Here is a 23,397-nt window from a genome sequence, read left to right on the forward strand (position 1 = left end):
AAGCTCCTTCGCATCAGATTGTCAGACAAGTGTACCGACTGTCACGCGGTTGCGTTAAGCTGGCCGGCATGTCGAACGATCGCGGATCCGTGCTGGAGGTGGTCGGCGTCGTCGACGCCGTCACCCAGCGTCTTCGCACCAGGATCCTCGGTGGCGAACTCCGTCCCGGCACCGCGATCACCGAGGCGAGAGTGTCTCAGGAGTACGCGGTCGCACGACCGAGCGCGAAGGCGGCGATCGAGCAGCTCGTCGCCGCCGGACTCCTGGTCCGCACGGCGCACCGCAGCGCGCGGGTCGTCGCGATCGACGCGGACGTCGTGCGAGACGTCTATCGGGCGCGCACGAGGCTGGAGAGCGCTGCCCTGCGCGAACTGGCGCAGGAGCGCCGAGTGCCGCGCGCGGCGACCGAGGCCAACGACGAGATCCTCGCGATGCCGGCCGGACCCGATCCCGCGACGGTCGATCCCGACCTGCGCTTCCACCGGGCGCTGATCCAGGCGCTGCAGAGCGAGCGCACGTCGCGGATGTATGCGAGCGTCCTCGACGAGGTGCGACTGTGCATGGCGCAGGTGCAGGGAAGGCGGCTGCTGGATGCCGCGGTCATCGCGGCGCAGCATCAGGCCATGCTGGCCGCCGTCGCCGCGGGAGACGGCGAACGGGCGGCGAGACTGCTGACCGAACACCTCGCCGCGGCCGAGGAACGCCTCGTCGAGGCGCTCGGCTGACCGGTCATGGTATCCGGGCTACTCCTGCTCGGCCGGAGCTTCCTCGACCGTGATCGGCGGCTCGACGTCGTCGGCCCACACCGGAGCGGGCAGGAGCGTGTCCACCTGTCCGCCCTGGATCGCGCGGAGCGCTTCCGTGATCTCGTCGGCGTTCTCCGGAACCGGCAGTCCGCACGTCTCGAGTTCGGATTCGAACCTCAGCGTCAGGCGGATCTTGCCCGCCTCCACGGCCTCGGCGGTCGTGCCGGAGATGATCTCGCTGCCCGTCTGGATGTCGGAGACCTCGTCGCACACGTGGTAGACCTGGCCTCCGTCGACCCAGAAGACCTCGTCCTTCCCCAGCAACTGGATCACGGCGGACTGGTCGGCCGTGTACTGCTCGACGGACGGCGGGTCGAAGTCGATGCCGAACACGACGGCGATCACGGCGAGCGCGATGCCGATGATCCCCGCCGTCGCCTTCTGCCCCTTGTCCATGTCCTTGTTGAGGAAGATGAGGATGATCAGCGGCACGAAGGCGATGATCGCGATGATCACGCCGAGCTGGTTCTGCACGAAGAACTTCACCGTGTCGGACTTCTTCGCCGGATCGAGGCGATTCGCCTTCTTCCATAGCAGCGACCCGCCGATCGACAGGACCGCGATGACGACGAGCAGCACGATGAGGGTGATGAACGCCCACTGCGGGAACGTGGCCGTTACGCCCTGCTCCTCGAGCAGTCCTGTGTCGGGGTCGCGCACGAGTGCGCCGTCCTCGCCGACGTAGACGCGCTGCCGCAGCAGCCAGAATATGCTGACGGCCTCGGTCACGATCGCGAGCAGCCAGAGGGCGAGGGCGATCCACCGCAGCGTCATGGACTGCTTCTTGGCTGCGGGCGTCGGCGTCCATCCGGTGCCCGCCGCCGCGGTCTTCTCATTGATCGAATCGCTGTCGTGTTCGGCCACGGTGTTCCCCTCATCGGATGCTGGCCCCGAGCCTACTGGGACCGCTCACGGCATCGCTACGCTGGAGACATGACATCGGATCCGGACGACGCACTCTCCTGGGAGGGAGACGAGGACCGTCCAGCGCACAAGCCGTCCCTGCCGCAGGGCTGGAACGCGGTCGGCAGGGGAAGCGAGCAGGTCGCGACCGAAGGGGAGCTGTCCTCGTCGGCCGCGGCGACCGCCGAGGCCGCGCCCGACGAAGCCGACCAGGCGGAGGCCGCCTCGATGAGTCCGGCGATGCTGCTGTTCGTCGGCGTCTTCGGCGGCATCTACCTGCTCTACGCCGTCGGTTGGTTCATCGGCGGACTCAACCTGAAGCCGCTGGCGAACCTGATCGTCGCGGATGCGATGTACGTGCCCTGGTTCGTCCTCGCCGTCGCGGCGCCGGCGCTGTGGATGCTCACCGTCTGGGTGCTGACCCGTGGTGCGCAGGCATGGATCAGGGTCCTGCTCCTCCTCGCGGGAGCCGTGCTGCTCGTCCCCTGGCCGTTCGTGATGGTGGGAGCCGTCGGATCATGACAGAGAACACCGTCGAACAGGCATCCTTCCGCCCGACGCCCGGATGGCTCGCCGCGCTCGTCGTCGGCGTCAGCGGGTTGTTCTACGCCTACGCGATCTGGAACGCGATCGCGCACATCATCGCGATGTCCCAGCCGGACGGACTCACTGTCACGGGCTGGATCACACTGGTGTTCGGCGCGATCTTCCCCGCCATCGTGTTCGCCCTCGCCTGGGTGTTCGGACGTCGACGCAACGTCGGAGAACTGGCCCTGGTGATGCTCACCGGGCTCGCCGTCGTCGCCGTGTTCTGGCTGAGCCTGGTCGGCTACAGCATCCTCAACATGGAGACTCTGGTCGTCCTTCCCTGACGCGTCACACGGCACGGGGGAGTCTTTCGCCTCCGGTACAGTGGAACCGATTGCGCCCCGATGGCGTGCGGCGCATCGATCCCACCCGCGTTGTGACGCTCACACTGAAGGATCCACTGTGCCGAAGCCCGTCGTGCTCATCGCCGAAGTCCTCTCGCCCGCCACGATCGAGGCCCTCGGCCCCGACTTCGACGTCCGCACCGTGGACGGCACGGATCGAGAGGCGCTGTTCTCGGCGCTGGCGGACGCGGATGCCGTGCTGATCCGGTCGGCGACGAAGATCGACGAAGAGGCGCTCGGCCACGCGCCCAAGCTGAAGGTCGTCGCACGCGCCGGCGTCGGGCTGGACAACGTCGACATCAAGGCGGCGACCGCCGCGGGTGTCATGGTCGTCAACGCACCGACGTCGAACATCATCTCCGCCGCTGAGCTGACGTGCGCGCACATCCTGAGCCTGGCTCGCCACGTGCCGGCGGCGAACGCCTCGCTCGCAGCGGGGGAGTGGAAGCGCAGCGCCTACACCGGAACCGAGCTGTTCGAGAAGACGCTCGGTGTCATCGGCCTGGGCCGCATCGGCGCGCTCGTCGCCGCCCGCATGCAGGGCTTCGGCATGAAGGTCGTCGCGTACGACCCTTACGTGACCAGCACCCGCGCCCAGCAGCTCGGTGTCGAGCTGCGCACGCTCGACGAACTCGTCGCGGAGAGCGACTTCATCACGATCCACATGCCGAAGACGCCGGAGACGACCGGCATGATCAGCACCGAGCAGTTCGCCGCGATGAAGAAGACCGGCTACGTCATCAACGTCGCCCGCGGCGGCCTGATCGACGAGGAGGCGCTGCACACGGCGCTCGTCGCGGGTGAGATCGCCGGTGCCGGACTCGACGTGTTCACCTCCGAGCCGCCGGCCGAGGGCGGTTCCGCCCGTGCGCTGCTGGATCTGCCGAACGTCGTCGTCACGCCGCACCTCGGGGCCTCGACCGACGAGGCTCAGGAGAAGGCGGGCATCTCCGTCGCACGCTCGGTCAAGCTCGCCCTCGAGGGGGACCTGGTTCCGGATGCGGTGAACGTCGCCGGCGGGATCATCGACCCGTTCGTGCGCCCCGGTATCGATCTCGTCGAGAAGCTCGGCCAGGTGTTCAGCGGGCTCGCGGGCTCGGCGCTGACCAGCCTCGACATCGAGGTCCGCGGCGAGCTCGCCGATTACGACGTCAGCGTCTACCGGCTCGCAGCGCTCAAGGGCATCCTGTCCAACGTGGTCAGCGAGAACGTGTCGTACGTGAACGCGCCGCTGTTCGCCGAGCAGCGCGGTATCGAGGCTCGACTGATCGTCGAGAAGGAGAGCCCCGAGTACCGCAACCTCACCACGTTGCGCGGTGCGCTGGCCGACGGCACGGTGCTCACGGTCGCCGGCACGCTGGCCGGCACGCGAATGGTGCAGAAGATCGTCGGTGTGAACGGCTACGACATCGAGGTCCCGCTGGAGCAGCACCACATCGTGATGCTCTACACCGACCGTCCTGGCATCGTGGCGGTGTACGGACAGAAGTTCGGCGACGCGGGCATCAACATCGCCGGCATGCAGATCGCGCGTCGCGAGGCCGGCGGCCAGGCGCTGTCGATCCTCACCGTGGATTCGCGGGTGCCGGAGGAGTTGCTGGCCGAGGTCGGCGCCGACATCGACGCGTCGGTCATCCGCCAGATCGAGATCACCGAGGACTGATCGAGCGAGTCCTGAGCGCCGCTACTGCGCGGCGCGGAGGACGAGCGCGATCAGCGCCTGCAGCTCTGGGCCGTGCGGCACGAGCCGCGCGGGTCCGTGCACGTCGAGCGAGTTGTTGAAGTAGAGCCCGTCGCTCACCAGCATCACGAGGTCGAGCGCCGTCTCGTCGCGCACGTGCGGGCGGATCGCCTCCGCCCACCGCCGACGCACCTCCCGCAGGGCATCGGATGCCGCGGCGTCGCCGCCCTGCGCGAGGCGTGAGGCGGCGATCAGCGCGCGGTCGAGGGCGTCGTCCTCCATGACCGAGGTGCGCACGTAGTAGGCGACGGGACCCTCGGGCGCCTCGGCCATGCGCTCGAGGTCGAGGTCGGTCAGGCGAGCCAGCCGTTCGAGCAGACCCGCGGCCAGGTCGTCCTTCGATCCGAAGTGATAGAGCAGGCCGCCTTTGGAGACCCCGGCGGCCTTCGCCGTCGCTTCCAGCGTGGCGGTGCGTTCGCCGTCCTCGATGAGGATGGCCTCGAAGGCGTCGAGGACGCGTTCGCGTGCGAGGGGAGGACGGGGCATCGGGGCACCTCTGCTCAGGCTCTGATCAGCTCGGATTCTGTTACTATACCAGCCGGACGGTTTAGTAATGTGCTGAGAGTTCAGAGGTGGAAGATGACCGCGTCGATCCCGACGACAGACGTGACGCTGGAGGAGCCCCGCGCCGGTGCGCGCGGATGGTGGGCGCTCATCGTGCTCATGCTCCCCGTGCTGCTGGTGTCGGTGGACAACACCGTGCTCAGCTTCGCGCTGCCCGAGATCGCGATCGCCCTCGCGCCTTCCGGCGCCGAGCAGCTGTGGATCATCGACGTCTATCCGCTCGTGCTCGCGGGACTGCTCGTGACGATGGGTGCTCTCGGCGACCGATTCGGGCGTCGACGGATGCTGCTGATCGGGGCCACCGGCTTCGCCGCCGTCTCGGTGCTCGCCGCCTTCGCCCCCACCGCAGGGGCGCTCATCGCTGCCAGGGCCCTGCTCGGCTTCTTCGGCGCCATGCTCATGCCGTCGACGTTGTCGCTGCTGCGGTCGATCTTCCGCAACCGCGACCAGCGGCGCTTCGCAATCGCGGTGTGGGCATCGGCGTTCTCGGCCGGTTCGGCCCTCGGGCCGATCGTCGGTGGCTTCCTGCTCGAGCACTTCGCCTGGGGATCTGTCTTCCTCATCGCGGTTCCGGTGCTGATCCCGTTGCTGATCGCGGCTCCGCTGCTGGTGCCGGAGAGCCGTGACCCGAATCCCGGGCGGATCGACCCGATCAGCATCGCGCTGTCCATGGCGACCATGATCCCGATCGTCTATTCGATCAAGTCGCTCGCGGTGGACGGCCCGACGTGGAGCGCAGGTGCGTGGGCGGTGCTCGGCATCGTGATGGGAGTCCTGTTCGTGCGGCGCCAGCTGCGCAGCAAGACGCCGATGCTCGACATGCAGCTGTTCCGCCGCGGATCGTTCTCGGGCGCGATCCTGGTGAACCTGCTCAGCGTCGTGGCGCTGGTCGGCTTCCTCTACTTCGTCTCGCAGCATCTGCAGCTCGTGCTGGGGCTGTCCCCGATGCAGGCCGGCTTCGCGCTGGTGCCCGGCATGGCCGCGATGATCGTCGCGGGCCTCGCGGTCGTGCCGGTGTCGCGGCGCGTGCCGCCGCACGTCGTCGTCCCCGCGGCGCTGGTGTTCTCGGTCATCGGGTACCTCCTGGTCGCGTTCAGCTCGGCGGATCACGGCGTGCTGCCGCTCATCGTCGCGTTCGTCGTGCTCGGCATCGGCATCGGCGCCGCGGAGACGATCTCGAACGAGCTGATCCTCTCCAGCGCGCCGGCGGCCAAGGCGGGCGCTGCCAGCGCTGTTTCCGAGACCGCGTACGAACTCGGCGCGGTGCTCGGGACCGCGGTGCTCGGCGGGCTCATCACCGCGTTCTACCGCGGGTCGCTCGTGCTGCCTGACGGCATCCCGTCGGAGGCGGCGGACGCGGCGCGCGAGACGCTCGCGGGAGCGTACACCGAGGCACACCGGCTCCCGGCCGAGCTCGGTGATGCGCTGTGGGATGCCGCGGCATCCGCCTTCGGCTCCGGCGTGACCGTGACGTCTCTGATCGGTGCCGGTCTCGTGGTCGTCGCCGGTGTCATCGCGGCCGTCACACTGCGCACGACGCGTCGGCACTGACCAGTACGCTGGGAGCATCCCCGATGCAAGGAGTGTCATGTCGCGTGTCGTGAAGCTGGCCGTCATCCCCGGTGACGGCATCGGCCCCGAGGTCGTCGCAGAGGCGGAACGCGTCCTTGACGCAGCGACCGCGTCCAGTGACGTCGTCTTCGAGAAGACGCGCTTCTCACTCGGCGCCGCACGCTACCTGGAGACCGGTGACACGCTGACCGACGACGACCTGGCATCCATCGCCGCCCATGACGCCATCCTGCTCGGCGCCGTGGGCGGTCAGCCGGGCGATGCGCGGCTCAAGGACGCCAACATCGAGCGCGGCCTGTTGCTCAAGCTGCGCTTCACGCTCGACCACTACGTGAATCTGCGACCGTCGAAGCTCTACGCCGGCGCCCCCGGACCACTCGCCGAACCGGGGGAGATCGACTTCGTCGTCGTCCGCGAGGGCACCGAAGGGCCGTACGTGGGCAACGGCGGCTCCATCCGCACCGGAACGCCGCACGAGATCGCGAACGAGACCAGCGTCAACACGGCGTTCGGCGTCGAGCGCGTCGTGCGATACGCGTTCAAGCTCGCCGAGCGCCGGAGCCGCAGGCTCACCCTCGTGCACAAGACGAACGTGCTCGTGCACGCCGGTGGCATCTGGCAGCGCGTCGTGAACCAGGTGGCGCAGGAGCACCCGGAAGTCGTCGTAGACTACCTGCACGTCGATGCGGCCACCATCTTCCTGGTCACGAACCCCGGTCGTTTCGACGTGATCGTCACCGACAACCTCTTCGGCGACATCCTCACTGATCTGGCCGGCGCCGTCACCGGTGGCATCGGCCTCGCCGCCTCGGGGAACATCAACCCCGCAGGAGACTTCCCGTCGATGTTCGAGCCCGTCCACGGGTCCGCTCCCGACATCGCGGGTCAGCAGAAGGCCGATCCCACTGCAGCGATCCTCTCGGTCGCGCTCCTGCTCGATCACCTCGGGCTGCGCGACGAGTCCGCGCGCATCAGCCGCGCGGTCGAGGAGGACATCGCCGCACGGACGGGATCGCGCACCACCAGCCAGACGGGCGACGCGATCATCGCACGGCTTCAGGCGTAGTCTGAGTGCACGCGAGCGCCCGCCGCACGAACGCAGGATGTGAACATGACACCGACCGAAACCGAACTCGCTCCGCTCGAGTTCTCCGTGACCCGCAACCTCGCCGCGAAGTCCGCAGCGCAGCGCGATGAACTTCTCCAGGAGCCGGGCTTCGGCACCGTCTTCACCGATCACATGGTCGACATCTGCTGGTCGGCCAAGGGCGGCTGGCATCGTCCGCGGGTCCAGCCGTACGGGCCGATCCCGCTGGACCCCGCCGCGGCGGTGCTGCATTACGGTCAGGAGATCTTCGAGGGCATCAAGGCCTATCGTCACGCGGACGGCTCGATCTGGACCTTCCGCCCGGAGAAGAACGCCGAGCGTCTTCGTCGCAGCGCACGCCGGATGGCGCTTCCGGAGCTGCCGACCGAGTACTTCCTGCAGTCGCTGCGCGAGCTGATCGCGGTCGACGGGGCCTGGGCGCCGTCGGGTGCGGATCAGAGTCTGTACCTGCGTCCGTTCGAGTTCGCCAAGGAGGCGTTCCTGGGTGTGCGTCCGGCGCAGAAGGTGGCGTACTACCTGATCGCCAGCCCGGCGGGTTCGTACTTCAAGGGCGGCGTCAAGCCGGTGCGCATCTGGCTGTCGGAGACGTACGCCCGCGCCGGCAAGGGCGGGACGGGTGCTGCCAAGACCGGCGGCAACTACGCCTCCAGCCTTCTGCCGCAGGCCGAGGCGTACGAGAAGGGCTGCGACCAGGTCGTGTTCCTCGACCAGGACGGCAATGTCGAAGAGCTCGGCGGCATGAACGTCGTCTTCGTCTACAGGGACGGCACCGTTGTGACCCCGCAGTCCGACAGCATCCTCGAGGGGATCACGCGCGACTCGATCCTGCAGCTCGCCGAGGATCGCGGCCACAAGGTCGAGCGTCGTGCCGTGTCGCTGCAGGAGTGGCGCGACGGCGTCGCCTCCGGCGACATCGTCGAGGTGTTCGCATGCGGCACCGCCGCGGTAGTGACACCCATCGGCTCGCTCGTCACCGCCGACTTCGAGGATGTCCAGCCCCAGGGCGAGCTCGCGCTGTCGCTGCGCGAAGAACTCACCGACATCCAGTACGGCCGCCGTGAGGACAAGCACGGCTGGCTGGTCCGATTGGACGCCTGACCCACCTCCTCGCCGCCGGGCCGGCATCCCCGCGATCCGTCGCGCCCCGCACCACCCGGCGAGACCTCTCGTGGTTTGCGAGCCCCCGTCGTATTTGCGCGAATACGACGGGTTTCGCAAATGCGGAGAGGTCTCGATGGGGGGAGGGGCGGCGACGAGGCGACGCCACGGACGCGATGGTCCTGAGTAGGCTGGTCGGGTGAAGATCGCTCGGTTCAGCCACAACGACGCCATCCGCTACGGCATCCTCGACGGGGGTGAGCTCGTCGTCCTGGCCGGTGACCCGATTTTCGCGGGGTACGAGACCACCGGCGAGCGTGTTCCGCTCGCGGACGCCGCTCTGCTCGCTCCGGTCATCCCGCGCTCGAAGGTCGTCTGCGTGGGCAAGAACTACCACGACCACGCCAAGGAGATGGGCGGCGAGGCACCGGAGGAGCCGTTGCTGTTCCTCAAGCCGAACACATCGGTGATCGGCCCTGGCGACACGATCGTCCGCCCGGTCGCGCTGTCGTCGCAGACCGACTTCGAGGGCGAGCTCGCGGTCGTCATCGGACGGATCGCGAAGAACGTCCCCGCCGATCGTGCGCACGAGTACGTCTTCGGCTACACCGTCGCCAACGACGTCACGGCGCGCGATCTGCAGCGCCGAGACGGTCAGTGGACTCGCGGCAAGGGCTTCGACACGTTCTGCCCGCTGGGTCCCGTGATCGAGACGGAGTTCGACGCGGATGCCGCGGTCATCGAGACCCGAGTCAATGGCGAAGTGCGCCAGCAGGCGCCCTTGACCGACATGATCCACTCGGTCGCCGACATCATCGCGTACGCCTCCGCCGTGTTCACCCTCCTTCCCGGTGATGTCATCCTCACGGGCACGCCCGCAGGTGTCGGACCGTTCGAGGCGGGCGACACGATCGAGATCGAGGTCGCGGGCATCGGCGTGCTGCGCAACCAGGCGCGCGACGCCGCACCCGCGGCATGACGCTGCTGACGGCGGCCGAGCAGGCGGCCGTCCAGCGCCGCACCGTCCTGATCCTGTCGGCCGGTCAGGTCCTCGGCGGCATCGCCTTCGGCGCAACGGTTTCGCTCGGCGCACTGCTCGCCGCGGACATCTCGGGCGATGACGCGCTGTCCGGCCTCGCCACGGCCTTCGTCACCCTGGGTGCTGCGCTGTGCGCGATCCCGCTCGCACGGCTGGCCGGACGCGTGGGACGCCGGCGCGCGCTGAGCCTCGGCAACCTGTTCGCGCTGGTCGGAATCGGGATCGTGATCCTCGCCGCCGCACTGCGGATCTTCCCGCTGCTGCTCGGCGGCATCCTGCTGATCGGTGCGGGCAACGCGGGCAACCTGCAGTCGCGATTCGCGGCCACCGACCTGGCCGCGCCGCAGCACCGCGGCAGGGACCTCTCGATCGTGGTGTGGGCCACGACGATCGGCGGTGTCGCCGGACCCCTGCTGCTCGGGCCGGGTGAGGTCGTCGGCCAGGCGATCGGGATGCCGCCGCAGACGGGGTCGTACCTGTTCTCGCTCATCGCCCAGACCGCCGCGCTCGTGCTGTACCTGGTGGCGCTGCGCCCTGATCCGCTGCTCGCGGCGCAACGACTCAGGACGGATGCCGCAGCCACCGCGTCCGCGGCGCAGATCCTGGATCGCCCCAAGGTCGCGCGATACGCGATCTTCGCGATCGCCGGATCGCACGTCGTCATGGCGTCGGTCATGGCGATGACTCCGATCCACCTGTCGCACATGGCGCACGCATCGCACGGCGGACACGCGACGAGCGCGGACGTCTCGCTGCTGGTCGGCGTGACCATCGCACTGCACGTCGCCGGCATGTACGCGCTCTCCCCGGTGTTCGGCATCCTCGCCGACCGCTGGGGCAGGCTCAGGGTCGTGCTCCTCGGACAGGCGCTGCTCGCGGCATCCCTGGTCTTCGCCATCTTCACCAATGATCAGGCCTGGGGCGTCATGACGGCCCTGATCCTGCTGGGACTCGGATGGAGCGCCGCGACGGTCGCCGGTGCCGCCCTGCTCACCGAAGCGTCGGCGCCGGAGCTGCGCACGCGCAGACAGGGCCGCAGCGACTCGCTGATGAGCCTGTCCGCCGCGGCCGGCGCGGTGCTGGCCGGAATCGTCCTGTCGAACTTCCAGTACGCGGGACTCGGCGTCGCCGCGTTCGCGCTCGTCATCGCCATCACGGCGCTGGCTCCGCTCGGGCGGATGCCGCGCAGCGACGTCCTCCGATGAAGGACTGGGGCGGAACAGGCGAGGCCTTCGCCGCGTCCTACGCCCAGCTCTGCCTCGGAACGGCCGATGCCCTGATCGCCGCACTCGGCACGCCCGACGGACGGTCGGTGCTCGACGTCGGCGCCGGCACCGGTGCTCTGGCGGCGCGGTTCGCCGGGGAGGGGTGGGCCGCCGCAGGCTGCGAACCGGAACCATCGATGCGCGCCGTGGCCGAGCGCGAGCACCCCGGCATCCCCGTCCGCGACGGAGCTCTGCCGGACCTGCCCTTCCGGGACGCCGCTTTCGATGCGGTGACGGCCAACTTCGTCCTGAATCACGTCGCGGACCCGCGGCGGTCGGCGGCGGAGCTGTCGCGGGTGAGTGCCGACGTGCTGGCGGCGACGATCTGGAGCCGTTCGCCGTCCTGGTTCTGGCTCGAGGTCTGCGAGGACGCCGCTCTGGTACCGGCCGAGGGGGCGCGGCTGCCCGCCGACAAGGACTTCGAGCGCACGGCTTCGGGCTTCGCCGCGATGCTGACGGATGCCGGGTGGCGCGATGTCCGCGTGGAGGAGCGGGCGTGGACGTGGCACGCGTCCCCTGACGCCCTGTGGGCATCGGCTGAGGGCGGGGTCGCGTCCGCGGGGGCCTTCTACACCGCACTCGCCTCGACCGATCGTGCGCGATTCCGCGCGGGCTTCGATGCCGTCTGCGAGCGGCGCATCGTCGGAGGGGCGATCCCGCTCGAACATGTCGCCGCGATCGCCGTGGGGCGGCGTCACCCGTCGTCCTAAGCTGTCGGCATGAGCGATGACGCAGCGCGGGACGATGCGGTTCCGAGCGACAAGTGGACGAAGGCCCACGCCGACCGCTACGACGTCGAGGGCGACCCGATGTTCGATCCTGAGCTGCTGGCGGTCACGACAGCTTTCCTCGCCGAACGCGCGGGGGATGGCCGAGCTCTGGAGTTCGCGATCGGAACCGGGCGCGTCGCGATCCCGTTGCAGGCGCGTGGGGTCGACGTCACGGGAATCGAGTACGCCGAGCCGATGGCCGAGCGTCTGCGCGAGAAGTCGAGCACCATTCCCGTCGTCATCGGCGACATGGCCACCACGAAGGTCGAGGGCGAGTTCTCGCTCGTCTATCTCGTGTTCAACACGATCGAGAACCTGTACACCCAGGATGCTCAGGTCGAGTGCTTCCGCAACGCCGCGAGGCATCTGGTGCCGGGCGGACGGTTCGTCGTCGAGGTCGAGGTCCCGGCCGTGCGACGCATGCCGCCGGGGAACGACGCCGCCGTCTTCGACGTCACCGCCGAGCACGTCGGACTCGACACCTACGACTTCGTCACGCAGCGGGCGACATCGCATCACTACGTCCGGCAGGACGACGGACGATACGAGTACGGACCGCACCACTTCCGATACGTGTGGCCGTCCGAACTCGATCTGATGGCGCGGATCGCAGGGCTGCGGCTGGAGTCCAGGCACGCGGACTGGATCGGGTCGCCCTTCACCTCCGAGAGCGACTCGCACGTGTCGGTCTGGCGCAAGGACGCCGGCGACTGAGAGGCGCAGGTCGCGGCATCCGCACCCCCGTAGAATCAAAGGGCTATGGCTACTCCGCATCCTCTCACCACGACCGCCAGTGGTGCCGACGTCCGTGTCCGCTTCTGCCCTTCTCCGACGGGCCTGCCGCACGTCGGCATGGTGCGCACGGCGCTGTACAACTGGGCGTATGCCCGCCACAACGGCGGCAAGCTCGTGTTCCGCATCGAGGACACCGATGCCGCGCGTGACAGCGAGGAGAGCTTCCGGCAGCTCGTCGACGCGCTGACGTGGTTGAAGATCGACTGGGATGAGGGCGTCGAGGTCGGCGGCCCGCACGCGCCGTACCGTCAGTCCGAACGCCACGACATCTACCGCGGCGTGATCGAGAAGCTGATCGCCACAGGCGCGCTCTACGAGAGCTACTCCACGGCGGAGGAGATCGACGCCCGCAACGAGGCCAACGGTCGCGCGAAGCAGCTCGGCTACGACAACTTCGACCGTGACCTCTCCGAGGAGCAGAAGGCCGCGTTCCGCGCCGAGGGCCGCCTGCCCGCTCTGCGTCTGCGCGTGCCGGACGAGGACCTCACCTATGTCGACCTCATCCGCGGTGAGGTGACGTTCCCGGCCGGTTCGTTCCCCGATTTCGTCGTGGTCCGGCCGAACGGCGTTCCGCTGTACACGTTTGTGAATCCCGTCGACGATGCGCTGATGGGTATCACCCACGTCCTGCGCGGCGAGGACCTCATGCCCTCGACCGCTCGGCAGCTGTCGTTGTACGCGGCGCTCATCGAGGCCGGCGTCACGACGTTCGTGCCGCGTTTCGCGCACATGCCGCTCGTGCTGGGGGAAACCGGCAACAAGAAGCTCTCCAAGCGCGATCCGCAGGCCGACCTGTTCCTGCACCGTGAGCGCGGATTCATCCACGAAGGCCTGTTGAACTACCTGGCGCTGCTGGGCTGGTCGATCGGCCCGGATCGCGATGTCTTCTCGCTGGACGAGTTCATCGCGGCGTTCGACATCGAGAACGTCAACCCGAACCCGGCCCGCTTCGACCAGAAGAAGGCCGAATCGATCAACGGCGACCACATCCGGATGCTGGCGGAGAAGGACTTCGCCGAGCGGATCGTCCCGTACCTCGCCGCCGCGGGCCTGTTCGACGAGCCCACCCACGAGCAGCTGGTCCTCGCGTTCCGTGCGGCTCCGCTCGTGCAGGAGCGCGTGCAGCTGCTGGGCGATGTCCCCGGCATGCTCGGGTTCCTGTTCACCGACGAGGTCTCCTACGACGCCGACGCGCTGAAGGGTCTGCCGGCGAACGCCGCCGAGGTGCTGGATGCCTGCGTCGCCGCCCTCGAGCCGATCACGGACTTCGCACCGCAGGCGATCCAGGACGCCCTCGCCCAGGCGCTGGTGGAAGACCTCGGGCTCAAGCCCCGCGTGGCATACGGTCCGCCGCGTGTCGCGATCACCGGGCGCCGCGTGTCGCCGCCGCTGTTCGAATCGATGGAGCTGCTCGGCAAGCAGGCGACGCTCGCGCGCCTGCGGGGGCTGTCGCAGATCCTCGCCGAGTGACGACGCGCCCGGGGCGGCGCCTGCGTGCCTCGTTTTGGCGTTATGGCCGCCGCTCGGGTAAGCTTGACTCTCGGTGCGAAGCTCAGGTTTCGCCCTTGGGGTATGGTGTAATTGGCAACACAGCGGTTTCTGGTACCGCCATTCTTGGTTCGAGTCCAGGTACCCCAGCACAGACGAGATCCCCGCTTCGGCGGGGATTTCGTGCATTCGGCCCGATAGCATCCTGCCTATGGGCATCGCACTGGAGAACGTCGGCATCACCGTCCGCGACCTCGACGAGGCGATCTCGTTCTTCACCGATCTCGGACTCAGCGTCCTCGGGACCGACACCGTGAGCGGTGAATGGGCTGACACCGCCGTCGGCCTCGACGGCAACCACGCCAGGATCGCAGTGCTGCAGACTCCGGACGGCAACGGCCGCATCGAGCTGTTCGAGTACATCCATCCGGAGGCGCTCGAGACGGACCCGACGCCGCCGAACCGGATCGGCATGCACCGCGTCGCATTCTCGGTCGACGACATCGACGCGGCTCTCGCTGTCGCGGCGCGACACGGATGCCTCCCGCTGCGCGGTGTCGCGACCTACGAGGACGTCTACAAACTGACGTATCTGCGCGGCCCCAGCGGCATCCTCGTGATGCTCGCGCAGGATCTCCGCCGGAGCTGAACGGTCAGCGACCGGCGCGCCGTGTGCCGACACCCGGGATGTCGTTCTGCGGCGATTGATCGGGGATCTCGCCCTCGTGATCGTCGCTGACCCCCACGGCGTCGACCGCGCCGCTGTCGGCGCCCTCGCCACCGGGCGGGACCTCTTCCTGCTCGTAGGGCTCTTGGTCGCGCTGTTCGTGCGTCATCGTGCTCCTCCTTCGAGGAACACACGCTAGGTCCAGGCGTCCGCGGCGTGGAGTGCCTTGACAGGAGCGGACCGGCATCCCGCCGGATACACGAAAGGACCCGGTCGCAATGACGCGACCGGGTCCTTCCGGATCAGATCAGAGGGCGCGGATGTTCGTCGCCTGGGGGCCCTTGGGGCCCTGCTCCGTGTCGAACTCGACCTTCTGCGCTTCTTCGAGGTTGCGGTGTCCGCTGCCTGCGATCGCGCTGAAGTGCGCGAACAGGTCGGCGGAGCCGTCATCGGGCGCGATGAAGCCGTAGCCCTTGTCGGAGTTGAACCATTTGACAGTGCCAGTGGCCATGCTGTTTTTCCTTTGTGTGTTCGTGGGCCAGTGATCGGCCCGTCATACTCTGCCGAATGCTTCGACGGAGCAGTCTGTGTGCCCTCGGGCTGACGGCGGCGATCGTTGCGGCCGTGACGGTGAGGGATGAGGCGGAGGAGGATGAAAGGGAAGCAGCCACCCTGCGCGATGCGCATTCGGGCTGATGGAAAGTCGGAGAGCCCGACCGCCATCGTGTAGTTGTGGGTTCAGCCTAGCCCATCCCGCCTGCGAAGATGCCGGGCGCGTCACAATACGCGTCATGAAACGATGGGGGCATGACCTCAGCGAACCTGAACCGTCGGGAGACGGCCGCGCGATCCGCGGCCATCACCGTGCACAGCATCCGCGTCGAGTTGGATCTCACCGGAGCCGAGGACCCGGCGCGCACCGGGTTCCCGACCACGACGACGCTCAGCTTCGACGCGACGACCGACGCCACTTGGATCGACTTCATCGGCGAGTCCGTGGAGGCCGTGACCGTCAACGGCGTCGAGCAGGCCGTGGAACACGACGGTGCGCGCATCCGCGTCGCGGAGCTCGTGGGATCCAACTCGGTCACGGTGCGCGCTGTCGGCGCGTACAGCCGTTCCGGCGAAGGACTGCATCGATTCGTCGATCCCGTCGACGGAGCGACCTACCTGTACACGCAGTACGAGCCGGCCGATTCCCGGCGCGTGATGGCGTGCTTCGAGCAGCCCGACATGAAAGCCGCGTACACGTTCGTCGTCCGGGCGCCGTCGGGATGGCAGGTGCTCTCCAACCAGGAGCCGGCGTCGACGCTCATCGACGGCGAGGTGCAGACGGTGGAGTTCGCGCCGACGCTGCCGATCTCCAGCTACATCACGGCGGTGGCGGCCGGCCCGTATCACCGCGTGGACGGTTCGTGGCAGCGCGGCGAGCAGGTCGTCGACCTCGGCATCCTGTGCCGGGCGTCCCTCGCGGAGCACCTCGAGGCGGACGAGATCATGACGGTCACGCAGCAGGGGCTGGACTTCTTCACGGATGCGTTCGCCTATCCGTATCCGTGGGGCAAGTACGACCAGATCTTCGTGCCCGAGTACAACCTCGGCGCGATGGAGAACCCGGGCCTGGTCACCTTCACCGAGGCCTACATCCCTCGGGGCGCGGCGACGGACGCCCAGCGCGCCGGCCGCGCGAACACGATCCTGCACGAGATGGCGCACATGTGGTTCGGTGACCTCGTGACCATGCGCTGGTGGGACGACCTGTGGCTCAAGGAGTCATTCGCCGACTACATGGGCTCGCACGCCTCGGCTGCGGCGACGCGATTCACGGATGCCTGGGTGACCTTCGCTAACCGCCGCAAGGCGTGGGCGTACCAGCAGGACCAGCTCCCGACGACGCATCCGATCGTCGCCGACATCCCCGACCTGGAAGCGGCCAAACTGAACTTCGACGGCATCACGTATGCCAAGGGTGCCTCGGTGCTCAAGCAGCTGGTCGCCTTCGTCGGTGAGGACGCCTTCTTCGAGGGCGCCAGGCGCTACTTCGCCGCGCATGCGTTCGGCAACACGACGCTCGAGGACCTGCTCGTCCAGCTCGAGGACGTCTCAGGGCGTGACGTGCGCGCCTGGTCGCGTGCGTGGCTCGAGACGACGGGTGTCTCGACGCTCTGGCTGGAAACCGACGCGGGCGGGAACCGGATGCTCGTGCAGACCGACCCGCGGCCGCATCGACTGCGCGTCGGGCTGTACGACCTGGTCGACGGCACGCTGTCATTGCGGGAGAAGGTCGAGCTCGACATCGCCGAGGAGCGCACACCGCTTCTCGCGCCGGAGGCCGACCTGGTGCTGCTCAACGACGACGATCTCACCTACGCGAAGGTGCGCCTCGACGAGCGCTCGCTCGTGACGGTGACGGCGGCGCTGTCGACACTGGGCGACGCGCTCGCGCGCGGACTCGTCTGGTCGGCGCTGTGGAATGCGACGAGGGACGGCGAACTTCCCGCGGCCCGCTACCTCGAGATCGTCCGCGCGCACGCGGCCCGCGAGGGGAACATCGCGCTGCTGGCCGGTGTGCTCGCCAACGCCGCGTTCACGCTCAACCATTACGTCCCCGATTCGACCCGCGCAGACGAACGCGCCGCCTGGCTGGGGACGACAGAGCAGGCGCTGGATGCCGCGGAGCCGGGCAGCGACGCGCAGCTGTCCTGGGCCAGGGCGTTCGCTGCGGCCTCCGCGTACGATTCCGGCGCGGGCGACCGAGTGCGCGCCGTGCTGGCAGGGCACGGCCCCGCAGGACTGCCGATCGATCCGGAGCTGCGCTGGGCGTTCGTCGCAGCGCTGGCGACGACCGGCGCCTTCGGCGAGGCGGAGATCACGGCCGAGCTCGCGCGCGATGACACGGCGGACGGGCGGACGGCGTCGATTCGCGCTCTGGCCTCGCGACCCGTGGCCGCCGTGCGGGAGGCCGCCTGGACGACCGCATGGACCGACACCGATCTGTCGAACGATCATCTGGACGCCACGATCGCTGGATTCCGCGCCGGTGGCAGGCGTGATCTGATCGCGCAGCACGACGCCGAGTACTTCTCGCGGATTCGCGAGGTATGGGGCGAGCGCAGCATCGAGATCGCGTCGCGGCTGGTGACCGGGATGTTCCCTCAGTCGGACACGCTCGAACTCGTCGATGCCTGGCTGGCGGAGAACGGCGACGCGCCGAACGCGCTGCGCCGCCTGGTGACCGAGCAGCGGGACCACCTCGCGCGGGATCTGCGGGTCCGAGCCGCTCAGGGCTGACCGGGGCCCGGGCGCTCGGACGTCAGTTCGGTGATCGTGCTGCGTCCGAGCGCCAGGTGGTCGGGGCGGTCGTCGCTGAGCGTGAGGAACACGAGGGCCAGGTAGGCCGCCCAGGCGTGCGCGCGCGTCCATGTGGCGTCGTCGTAGCGATCGCGTGTCGCACGTCGGAAGAGCTCGCGCCCCTCGGCGTCGAACAGCAGCCAGGCGACCGCGAGATCGTAGGCCGGGTCGCCTGCGGTGGCGTCGCCGAAGTCGATGAGAGCCGTGAGCGCACCGTGCCGCACGAGTATGTTCCCCGGGTGCAGATCCCCGTGGATCCAGACCCGTTCGGTGCTCGGAGGGGCGGCGAGTCCGGCATCCCACGCATCATGGAGCGCACCCAATTCGGAATGCTCCGCCAGACGCGCGCGCATGACGTCATCACGCTCGATCAGGGGCACGCCGCGGACGGGGTTGTGCGGAGCGTCGTTTGGTGCGGGCTGATGCAGCAGACGCAGTGCCTCGGCGAGGCGTGAAGCCCAGCGCGCATTGTCGGCGCGGGAGGTGCCGAACGCCGAGGTCCCGTCGATCCACGGCACGACCGACCACGGCCAGGGGAAGACCTCGCTCGGACGTCCGCAGACGAGGGGGATCGGTGTGCGAAGCCCGAGCGTCGCCAGTCGCGGGCCGAGTTCGGGGAGGGCGCGCTGTTCGTGCTGGATCAGGCCTGCGGCGAGCTCACGCCGCGGGATCCGCACGGCCAGGTCGGCGCCGAGACGCCACATCGTGTTGTCCCAGCCGTCGGAGACGAGGGCGAGAGGCAGGTCGGCGAGGTGCCGAGCGTCCCTGCGCAGGAGCGCACGGACGTCGTCTTCCTCGAGCGAGCGCTCGGCGGCGGGGGAGTCCGCCACGTCAGAGGTCGAGCGATTCGCCCGGCTCGAGCACGAAGAACTCCCCGCCGTCCTGCTCGGTCGCCCACTGCAGACGGGTGCGGTGCATGTCCTTGCCGATGACGGACAGCGTCATGTCGTGCACACCGAACGCGCGTCGCGGCTTGACGGCGAGGACGAAGTCCATCGCTTCACCGATCTTGAGCCAGGGGGCGCCGAGCGGGGCGGCGAGCGTGTTCACCGTGACGTCGTCCGGGACCGCGTACGAGTCGCCAGGGTAGTAGAGCTCATCGTTGATGAGGACGCCGACATTCTGGATGGCGGGCAACGATTCGTGGATGACGGCGTGCTCACCTCCGAAGAAGCGCAGGGCGAAGTGACCGGCGGTCACGGTGTCGCCGGGGGAGACGATCGTGATCTCGTGATCGGTCGCCGCGGCGGCCACGCCGGCCGGCGCGAACACCGGGGTGCCGGGGGCGTCGCGCAGGATCCGGTCGAGATGCTCCGGTGTCCAGTGGTCGGGATGCTCGTGCGTGATGACCACGGCCACGACTCCGGTGAGGTCGTCGAGGGGTGTCGTGAAGGAGCCGGGGTCGACGATGAGGGTGTCGCCGCTCTCGTCGATGCGGAGTGCGGCGTGTTCGTATTTGGTGACGCGCATACGTAGAGTCAACCCCGCCGCAGCGTCGTCGGCAAACCCGGTTCGCCGCGCCACGCCCGGGAATCGCGTCGGTCCCGCCTCGATTTTGCGGAGCGAGAAACCCCGTGGCATACTTGAACGGTTGTCGCGGGACGGAAACGCTCCGCAAGACGGCCCCATCGTATAGCGGCCTAGTACGCCGCCCTCTCACGGCGGTAACGCGGGTTCGAATCCCGCTGGGGTCACACAACACCGAAAGCCCCCGGCTCAGCCGGGGGTTTTCGCGTATCCGGGGACGGTCGCGTGCAGGGCGGAGCACGATGGGGCCCGAGCGCAGGAACAGCGCGTCAGCCGGCAGGTTCGGATGCTCGCAGTGACATCTGATGGAACGTGCGCCTGCTCAGCGGTACCGTCATGAGGAGCGCCATCGCGCCGCCGTAGAGGGCGAACGGCACCCACAGCGGGAGGACGCCGGCGAGTGCGCCGAACAAGGCCATCGCCACCGGCATCAGGCAATCGTCGCCCAGTCGCAGGATCGAGCTGAGGCGTCCGAGGAAGTCGGGAGCCGCGGTTGCGGCGAACGTGGCGCCGAGCAAGGCGGACGCGAAGCCGGCCGTCAGACCGATGACGAGGGCCCCGGTGCCGACGACATAGGGCGAGCCGATGCCCAGCGCGACGATGCCCGCACCCTGCACGATCAGGGCGATGAAGGCGCCGCGCGCTTCGTGCCGCGGCCGCCAGCGCACGACGACCAGCGCGCCGATCATCGCACCTCCGCCGACCAGCGCCTCCAGGATGCCGACGGCGCCGGCGCCCCACCCGCGCTGGGTCGCCTGCAACGGGATGCCGATGGCGATCGCCGGACCGACTGCGAGGTTCAGCCCGGAGAGGGCGATGACGAGCGTTCGGGTGGCCCGCTCGGTGCGCAGATGGCGGAAGCCGTCCGCCACCCCGCTCAGCACGCTCTGCTCCGTCGACGCCCGCGGCAGTGCGAACCGTGGGCGCAGCCAGAGCACGATGAACACGATGACGATCGTGTAGGTGAGCGTGTTCACCGCAGCGCTGCCGACGATGCCGAACAGAGCGACCAGGAACCCGCCGAACGCGGCACCGGCCATCGTGCCGAGGCGCGACAGCGTCTGGCTGAGAGCGGAGTAGGCGGGCAGATCGTCCGGCGAGACGAGCTGTCGGGGCATCGTGCCGGCGGCCGGCTCGAAGAACGCATCGCACAGGCCGAAGGCGACGCTCGCGATCAGCAGCAGGGCGACCGTCGGTGGTGTCGCGAGGCACCAGACGGCGACGGTGACGAGGACGACGACGCGCAGCGCGTTGAAGATCACCATCAGCCGTCGTGCGTTGCCCCGATCGGCGTACGCCCCGCCGACGAGCAGGACGACGGCGCGCGGAACCGTGCCGGCGGCGATCACGAGTCCTGCGACGGCGGGGGAGGCGATCTGCACCGCCGTCCACGCGAACGCGATCGTGAAGATCGCGTCCCCGGCATCAGAGAGGGCCTTGACGAGCAGCCAGGCCTGCACCATGCGGTCGCGGGAGAAGGCAGGGGGTTGCCGCAGCATCCGCGGTTCGACCGTCGAGGTCATCTCACACCTCCGTGGGAAAGCCGTGCGCGAAGAAGAAGACCGGCAGGCGCTCCTGCCCGTCTTCGCGGTCGATCCCGGCGCCCCACTCGTCCAGCAGCGCCGTCAGGCGCTGTCCGAGATCGCGCAACTCCGCCGGGGTCGCCCATTTCAGCGCGTCCGTCGCGAATCCCTCGACATCGCTGTCGGGCGATACGCGATGCCAGCGCTGGAGCAGCTCCAGCTGATGGCGTACGTTCGCACGCTGAGCCTCGCGTGCCAGCAGGGCGTCCGCGGGGGAGTCGAAGTCGGATTCGGACCAGGTGAATGTGCGGCGCGACAGCCGCCACCAGCTCGTCCGCCGGTCACCCGTCGGGTCGTCGACCTGCTCGACGACCCCGGCTTTCTGCAGCATCCGCAGATGGTGGCTGATACTTCCCACCTGTGCATCGAACACCCGGGCGAGCGTGCCGACCTGTGTCGCGTCGTGCAGCTGCAGGTGGTCGATGATGCGCCGGCGCAGCGGATGGTGCACGGCGGTGATGACGGAGATCTTTTCCACGCAGGCAACGCTAGGCGCGACCCGCAGTTCTCACAAGAGTTCTTGTATACCCCGGAAAATCAGGGTTTCTCGTCCGTTCGACTACGCCGCCGTGCCCGTCGGGTCAGCCAGACGATCACGAGCACCACCGCGGCGACGGCGATCCACGGCAGTAGGAATCCGAGCGCGATCACCAGGGCGTTCAGCGATACGATCAAGCCGTTCCAGCCAGCCTGCAGGCCGTCGGAGAACCCGGCAGGGTCGGCCTCGGCCGTCTTCGTCTCCGGGACGAGTTCGATCTGCAGCGACGACATCGCGACCTGATCTTCGAGCGCAGCCAGCTGCTGCTGGTACGACTCCAGCTCGGCCTGCCGGTCCGTCAGTGCGACCTCCGCCTCGATCAGCTCGGAGACCGATCCGGACTGCGACATCAGCTCGGTCAGCCGGGCGACCGATGCCTCGAGGGCTTCGACGCGGGCGCGCAGGTCGATCGCCGTCGAGGTGACGTCCTGCTTCGTGAGCGAGGAGGACACCACTTCGCCGGCGTCGTCGAGCTCGGCGATAACGGCGGTCAGATCCTCGGACGGAACGCGGATGCTGATCCACCCGTACCCGCCTTCCGGCGGGACCGGCATCGACGAGTCGGTGGCCTCAGCCCTGGAGATGCTGGTGCTCTCGACGTACCCGCCGTGCTCGTCGGCGATGTCTCCGATCACGCTGACGGCCGCGGGGACCTCGGCGACCTCGACCGTCGCCGATGCCGTTGCGATGATCTCGCGATCGCCTTCGCCGGCACCGGCAGCCTGCTCCGGGTTCGTCGCGACGGACGCGGAATCCTCGACGGCCGTCCCGTCCAGGCCGACGACGCCCGATTCGGGAGCGACCTCGGCGACGGACCCGCCCGAGGTACTCATGTCCGCACTCGTGGACGTCGGGGAGACGGCGTTCAGGATGGGTGGCGTGATCAGGATGCCGAGCGCGAAAGCGGCGGCGATCCCGGCGCCGGTGAGCCAGCGCCGACGCCTGCTCCGCCCAGGCGCGGATGCGGACGCGACTCGTGCCGGTTCGTCGGCGATCCGCTCGAACACACCGTCCTCGATACGGGCGACGGCCTCGTCGGACAGCTCGGGGAGGGCGGTGCTCTGATCGTTCATGCGTCTCTCACTTCCTGGACGGTGCCTCGCAATTGCGTGCGCACTCGGGAGAGACGGTTGCGGACGACCGCGTGGCTGACGCCGAGCTCTTCGGCTGCGGCCTGGTAGGCGTAGCCTTCTGACGCGCACAGCCGGAAGATCTCGCGGTCGAGTTCGCCGAGCGTGCCGATCTCTGCGGCGATGCGCTCGGCCAACTCGGCCGAGATGACCTGATCCTCGACGTTCACCGTGTCGGCGATCGTCGCATCGGGTGCCTCGGTCGTGTGTTCGCGGTCGCGGATCCGCCGACGCAGGCGATTGGCCGCCTGGAACCGGCAGATGGTCGCCAGCCAGGGCAGCAGCGATTCGCCCGCGAGCTCGAGCGTCGGAAGTTTGCGCCAGGCGACGACGAACGTCTCCTGCGTGACATCCTCGGCATCCACGACCGATCCGAGGATGCCGTGTGCGATCCAGTACACCGGCCGTACGTGCGCACGGTAGATCGTGCGGAACGCGCGCTCATCGCCGGCAGCAGCCGCTGCCGCCCATTCCTGGTCTTCCGATCGCTCAGGCATCCTGCTCCGTTCGGTGTCTCTCA

At 68.7% G+C, this 23,397-nt stretch carries 24 protein-coding genes and 2 tRNA genes; 16 read left to right on the top strand and 10 right to left on the bottom strand.

Annotated features, from left to right (window positions below):
- Positions 1-68: 68 nt before the first annotated feature.
- Complete coding sequence (locus OED01_RS06730; protein WP_264157602.1) at positions 69-725, top strand: GntR family transcriptional regulator; 657 nt, start codon at positions 69-71, stop codon at positions 723-725.
- An 18-nt stretch (positions 726-743) separates the two neighbouring features.
- On the opposite strand, the gene OED01_RS06735 is transcribed toward OED01_RS06730, so the two are convergent.
- The gene (locus OED01_RS06735) at positions 744-1,670 is read right to left on the bottom strand and encodes a hypothetical protein (RefSeq protein WP_264157604.1); all 927 of its coding nucleotides are present in this window, start codon (positions 1,668-1,670) and stop codon (positions 744-746) included.
- Between the two features lie 69 nt (positions 1,671-1,739).
- On the opposite strand from OED01_RS06735, the gene OED01_RS06740 reads away from it, so the two are divergent.
- The 3 genes from OED01_RS06740 (at position 1,740) to serA (ending at position 4,304) form a co-directional block, all read left to right on the top strand.
- Positions 1,740-2,231: a hypothetical protein gene (locus OED01_RS06740; protein ID WP_264157605.1), complete on the top strand. Its 492-nt coding sequence runs from the start codon at positions 1,740-1,742 to the stop codon at positions 2,229-2,231.
- Positions 2,228-2,581, top strand: a complete 354-nt coding sequence (locus tag OED01_RS06745; protein ID WP_264157606.1) for a hypothetical protein — start codon at positions 2,228-2,230, stop codon at positions 2,579-2,581. Before OED01_RS06740 ends, OED01_RS06745 begins: the two co-directional genes overlap by 4 nt.
- A gap of 118 nt (positions 2,582-2,699) precedes the next feature.
- Positions 2,700-4,304: a phosphoglycerate dehydrogenase gene (gene serA, locus OED01_RS06750; RefSeq protein WP_264157607.1), complete on the top strand. Its 1,605-nt coding sequence runs from the start codon at positions 2,700-2,702 to the stop codon at positions 4,302-4,304.
- A 21-nt stretch (positions 4,305-4,325) separates the two neighbouring features.
- Here serA and OED01_RS06755 read toward each other — a convergent pair whose 3' ends face one another.
- The gene (locus OED01_RS06755) at positions 4,326-4,868 is read right to left on the bottom strand and encodes a TetR/AcrR family transcriptional regulator (protein ID WP_264157608.1); all 543 of its coding nucleotides are present in this window, start codon (positions 4,866-4,868) and stop codon (positions 4,326-4,328) included.
- A 93-nt stretch (positions 4,869-4,961) separates the two neighbouring features.
- Here OED01_RS06755 and OED01_RS06760 point away from each other — a divergent pair, with 93 nt between their 5' ends.
- The 10 genes from OED01_RS06760 (at position 4,962) to OED01_RS06805 (ending at position 14,730) form a co-directional block, all read left to right on the top strand.
- Positions 4,962-6,497, top strand: a complete 1,536-nt coding sequence (locus tag OED01_RS06760) for an MFS transporter (protein ID WP_264157609.1) — start codon at positions 4,962-4,964, stop codon at positions 6,495-6,497.
- Between the two features lie 37 nt (positions 6,498-6,534).
- A complete protein-coding gene (locus OED01_RS06765) occupies positions 6,535-7,584 on the top strand; it encodes a 3-isopropylmalate dehydrogenase (RefSeq protein ID WP_264157610.1) in 1,050 nt (349 codons plus the stop codon).
- 45 nt (positions 7,585-7,629) lie between these two features.
- Entirely contained in the window at positions 7,630-8,724 is a 1,095-nt protein-coding gene (locus OED01_RS06770) for a branched-chain amino acid aminotransferase (protein ID WP_264157611.1), read from the top strand.
- Between the two features lie 199 nt (positions 8,725-8,923).
- The gene (locus OED01_RS06775; protein ID WP_264157612.1) at positions 8,924-9,703 is read left to right on the top strand and encodes a fumarylacetoacetate hydrolase family protein; all 780 of its coding nucleotides are present in this window, start codon (positions 8,924-8,926) and stop codon (positions 9,701-9,703) included.
- Entirely contained in the window at positions 9,700-10,968 is a 1,269-nt protein-coding gene (locus tag OED01_RS06780; RefSeq protein WP_264157613.1) for an MFS transporter, read from the top strand. The genes OED01_RS06775 and OED01_RS06780 overlap by 4 nt, the downstream gene beginning before the upstream one ends.
- Complete coding sequence (locus OED01_RS06785; protein ID WP_264157614.1) at positions 10,965-11,738, top strand: class I SAM-dependent methyltransferase; 774 nt, start codon at positions 10,965-10,967, stop codon at positions 11,736-11,738. Before OED01_RS06780 ends, OED01_RS06785 begins: the two co-directional genes overlap by 4 nt.
- 9 nt (positions 11,739-11,747) lie before the next feature.
- Entirely contained in the window at positions 11,748-12,512 is a 765-nt protein-coding gene (locus OED01_RS06790) for a class I SAM-dependent DNA methyltransferase (protein WP_264157615.1), read from the top strand.
- 45 nt (positions 12,513-12,557) lie between these two features.
- Entirely contained in the window at positions 12,558-14,063 is a 1,506-nt protein-coding gene (gene gltX / locus OED01_RS06795; RefSeq protein ID WP_264157616.1) for a glutamate--tRNA ligase, read from the top strand.
- A gap of 96 nt (positions 14,064-14,159) precedes the next feature.
- Positions 14,160-14,231, top strand: a tRNA-Gln gene (locus OED01_RS06800).
- A gap of 61 nt (positions 14,232-14,292) precedes the next feature.
- Positions 14,293-14,730 (top strand): VOC family protein, encoded by a 438-nt coding sequence (locus tag OED01_RS06805; protein ID WP_264157617.1) that lies wholly within the window; start codon positions 14,293-14,295, stop codon positions 14,728-14,730.
- Between the two features lie 4 nt (positions 14,731-14,734).
- Here OED01_RS06805 and OED01_RS06810 read toward each other — a convergent pair whose 3' ends face one another.
- Together OED01_RS06810 and OED01_RS06815 are read right to left on the bottom strand one after the other, a co-directional pair.
- A complete protein-coding gene (locus tag OED01_RS06810; RefSeq protein ID WP_264157618.1) occupies positions 14,735-14,917 on the bottom strand; it encodes a hypothetical protein in 183 nt (60 codons plus the stop codon).
- Positions 14,918-15,055: 138 nt separating this feature from the next.
- Positions 15,056-15,259 (bottom strand): cold-shock protein, encoded by a 204-nt coding sequence (locus OED01_RS06815; RefSeq protein WP_264157619.1) that lies wholly within the window; start codon positions 15,257-15,259, stop codon positions 15,056-15,058.
- A 296-nt stretch (positions 15,260-15,555) separates the two neighbouring features.
- Here OED01_RS06815 and pepN point away from each other — a divergent pair, with 296 nt between their 5' ends.
- Positions 15,556-18,039, top strand: coding sequence for an aminopeptidase N (gene pepN, locus OED01_RS06820; RefSeq protein ID WP_264157620.1), 2,484 nt, complete (start codon positions 15,556-15,558; stop codon positions 18,037-18,039).
- Here pepN and OED01_RS06825 read toward each other — a convergent pair.
- Together OED01_RS06825 and OED01_RS06830 are read right to left on the bottom strand one after the other, a co-directional pair.
- Positions 18,030-18,929 (bottom strand): aminoglycoside phosphotransferase family protein, encoded by a 900-nt coding sequence (locus tag OED01_RS06825; protein ID WP_264157621.1) that lies wholly within the window; start codon positions 18,927-18,929, stop codon positions 18,030-18,032. The two genes, pepN and OED01_RS06825, sit on opposite strands and share 10 nt — an antisense overlap.
- A gap of 1 nt (position 18,930) precedes the next feature.
- The gene (locus OED01_RS06830) at positions 18,931-19,569 is read right to left on the bottom strand and encodes an MBL fold metallo-hydrolase (RefSeq protein ID WP_264157622.1); all 639 of its coding nucleotides are present in this window, start codon (positions 19,567-19,569) and stop codon (positions 18,931-18,933) included.
- A gap of 151 nt (positions 19,570-19,720) precedes the next feature.
- Between OED01_RS06830 and OED01_RS06835 the strand changes: the two genes are divergently transcribed.
- Positions 19,721-19,793: transfer RNA gene (locus OED01_RS06835), tRNA-Glu, on the top strand.
- A gap of 102 nt (positions 19,794-19,895) precedes the next feature.
- Here the strand turns inward: OED01_RS06835 and OED01_RS06840 are convergent.
- From OED01_RS06840 to OED01_RS06855, 4 genes are read right to left on the bottom strand one after another with little or no spacing between them, the layout of a single operon-like run.
- The gene (locus tag OED01_RS06840) at positions 19,896-21,149 is read right to left on the bottom strand and encodes an MFS transporter (protein ID WP_264157623.1); all 1,254 of its coding nucleotides are present in this window, start codon (positions 21,147-21,149) and stop codon (positions 19,896-19,898) included.
- A 1-nt stretch (position 21,150) separates the two neighbouring features.
- A complete protein-coding gene (locus tag OED01_RS06845; RefSeq protein WP_264157624.1) occupies positions 21,151-21,687 on the bottom strand; it encodes a winged helix-turn-helix domain-containing protein in 537 nt (178 codons plus the stop codon).
- Between the two features lie 59 nt (positions 21,688-21,746).
- Positions 21,747-22,820, bottom strand: a complete 1,074-nt coding sequence (locus OED01_RS06850) for a DUF4349 domain-containing protein (RefSeq protein WP_264157625.1) — start codon at positions 22,818-22,820, stop codon at positions 21,747-21,749.
- The gene (locus tag OED01_RS06855) at positions 22,817-23,374 is read right to left on the bottom strand and encodes an RNA polymerase sigma factor (protein WP_264157626.1); all 558 of its coding nucleotides are present in this window, start codon (positions 23,372-23,374) and stop codon (positions 22,817-22,819) included. Before OED01_RS06855 ends, OED01_RS06850 begins: the two co-directional genes overlap by 4 nt.
- Positions 23,375-23,397: the final 23 nt, after the last annotated feature.

The sequence above is a fragment of the Microbacterium sp. M28 genome (genome assembly GCF_025836995.1).
Lineage (GTDB): Bacteria > Actinomycetota > Actinomycetes > Actinomycetales > Microbacteriaceae > Microbacterium.

What these genes read in the sequence shown, in the direction of transcription:
- OED01_RS06850 (WP_264157625.1), bottom strand. Translation starts at nt 22,820, where the DNA reads ATGAACGATCAGAGCACCGCCCTCCCCGAGCTGTCCGACGAGGCCGTC.
- OED01_RS06780 (WP_264157613.1), top strand. Translation starts at nt 9,700, where the DNA reads ATGACGCTGCTGACGGCGGCCGAGCAGGCGGCCGTCCAGCGCCGCACC.
- OED01_RS06760 (WP_264157609.1), top strand. Translation starts at nt 4,962, where the DNA reads ATGACCGCGTCGATCCCGACGACAGACGTGACGCTGGAGGAGCCCCGC.
- OED01_RS06805 (WP_264157617.1), top strand. Translation starts at nt 14,293, where the DNA reads ATGGGCATCGCACTGGAGAACGTCGGCATCACCGTCCGCGACCTCGAC.
- OED01_RS06815 (WP_264157619.1), bottom strand. Translation starts at nt 15,259, where the DNA reads ATGGCCACTGGCACTGTCAAATGGTTCAACTCCGACAAGGGCTACGGC.
- OED01_RS06790 (WP_264157615.1), top strand. Translation starts at nt 11,748, where the DNA reads ATGAGCGATGACGCAGCGCGGGACGATGCGGTTCCGAGCGACAAGTGG.
- OED01_RS06730 (WP_264157602.1), top strand. Translation starts at nt 69, where the DNA reads ATGTCGAACGATCGCGGATCCGTGCTGGAGGTGGTCGGCGTCGTCGAC.
- OED01_RS06785 (WP_264157614.1), top strand. Translation starts at nt 10,965, where the DNA reads ATGAAGGACTGGGGCGGAACAGGCGAGGCCTTCGCCGCGTCCTACGCC.
- OED01_RS06770 (WP_264157611.1), top strand. Translation starts at nt 7,630, where the DNA reads ATGACACCGACCGAAACCGAACTCGCTCCGCTCGAGTTCTCCGTGACC.
- OED01_RS06745 (WP_264157606.1), top strand. Translation starts at nt 2,228, where the DNA reads ATGACAGAGAACACCGTCGAACAGGCATCCTTCCGCCCGACGCCCGGA.
- pepN (WP_264157620.1), top strand. Translation starts at nt 15,556, where the DNA reads ATGACCTCAGCGAACCTGAACCGTCGGGAGACGGCCGCGCGATCCGCG.
- OED01_RS06810 (WP_264157618.1), bottom strand. Translation starts at nt 14,917, where the DNA reads ATGACGCACGAACAGCGCGACCAAGAGCCCTACGAGCAGGAAGAGGTC.
- OED01_RS06755 (WP_264157608.1), bottom strand. Translation starts at nt 4,868, where the DNA reads ATGCCCCGTCCTCCCCTCGCACGCGAACGCGTCCTCGACGCCTTCGAG.
- OED01_RS06830 (WP_264157622.1), bottom strand. Translation starts at nt 19,569, where the DNA reads ATGCGCGTCACCAAATACGAACACGCCGCACTCCGCATCGACGAGAGC.
- OED01_RS06840 (WP_264157623.1), bottom strand. Translation starts at nt 21,149, where the DNA reads ATGACCTCGACGGTCGAACCGCGGATGCTGCGGCAACCCCCTGCCTTC.
- gltX (WP_264157616.1), top strand. Translation starts at nt 12,558, where the DNA reads ATGGCTACTCCGCATCCTCTCACCACGACCGCCAGTGGTGCCGACGTC.
- OED01_RS06765 (WP_264157610.1), top strand. Translation starts at nt 6,535, where the DNA reads ATGTCGCGTGTCGTGAAGCTGGCCGTCATCCCCGGTGACGGCATCGGC.
- OED01_RS06855 (WP_264157626.1), bottom strand. Translation starts at nt 23,374, where the DNA reads ATGCCTGAGCGATCGGAAGACCAGGAATGGGCGGCAGCGGCTGCTGCC.
- OED01_RS06740 (WP_264157605.1), top strand. Translation starts at nt 1,740, where the DNA reads ATGACATCGGATCCGGACGACGCACTCTCCTGGGAGGGAGACGAGGAC.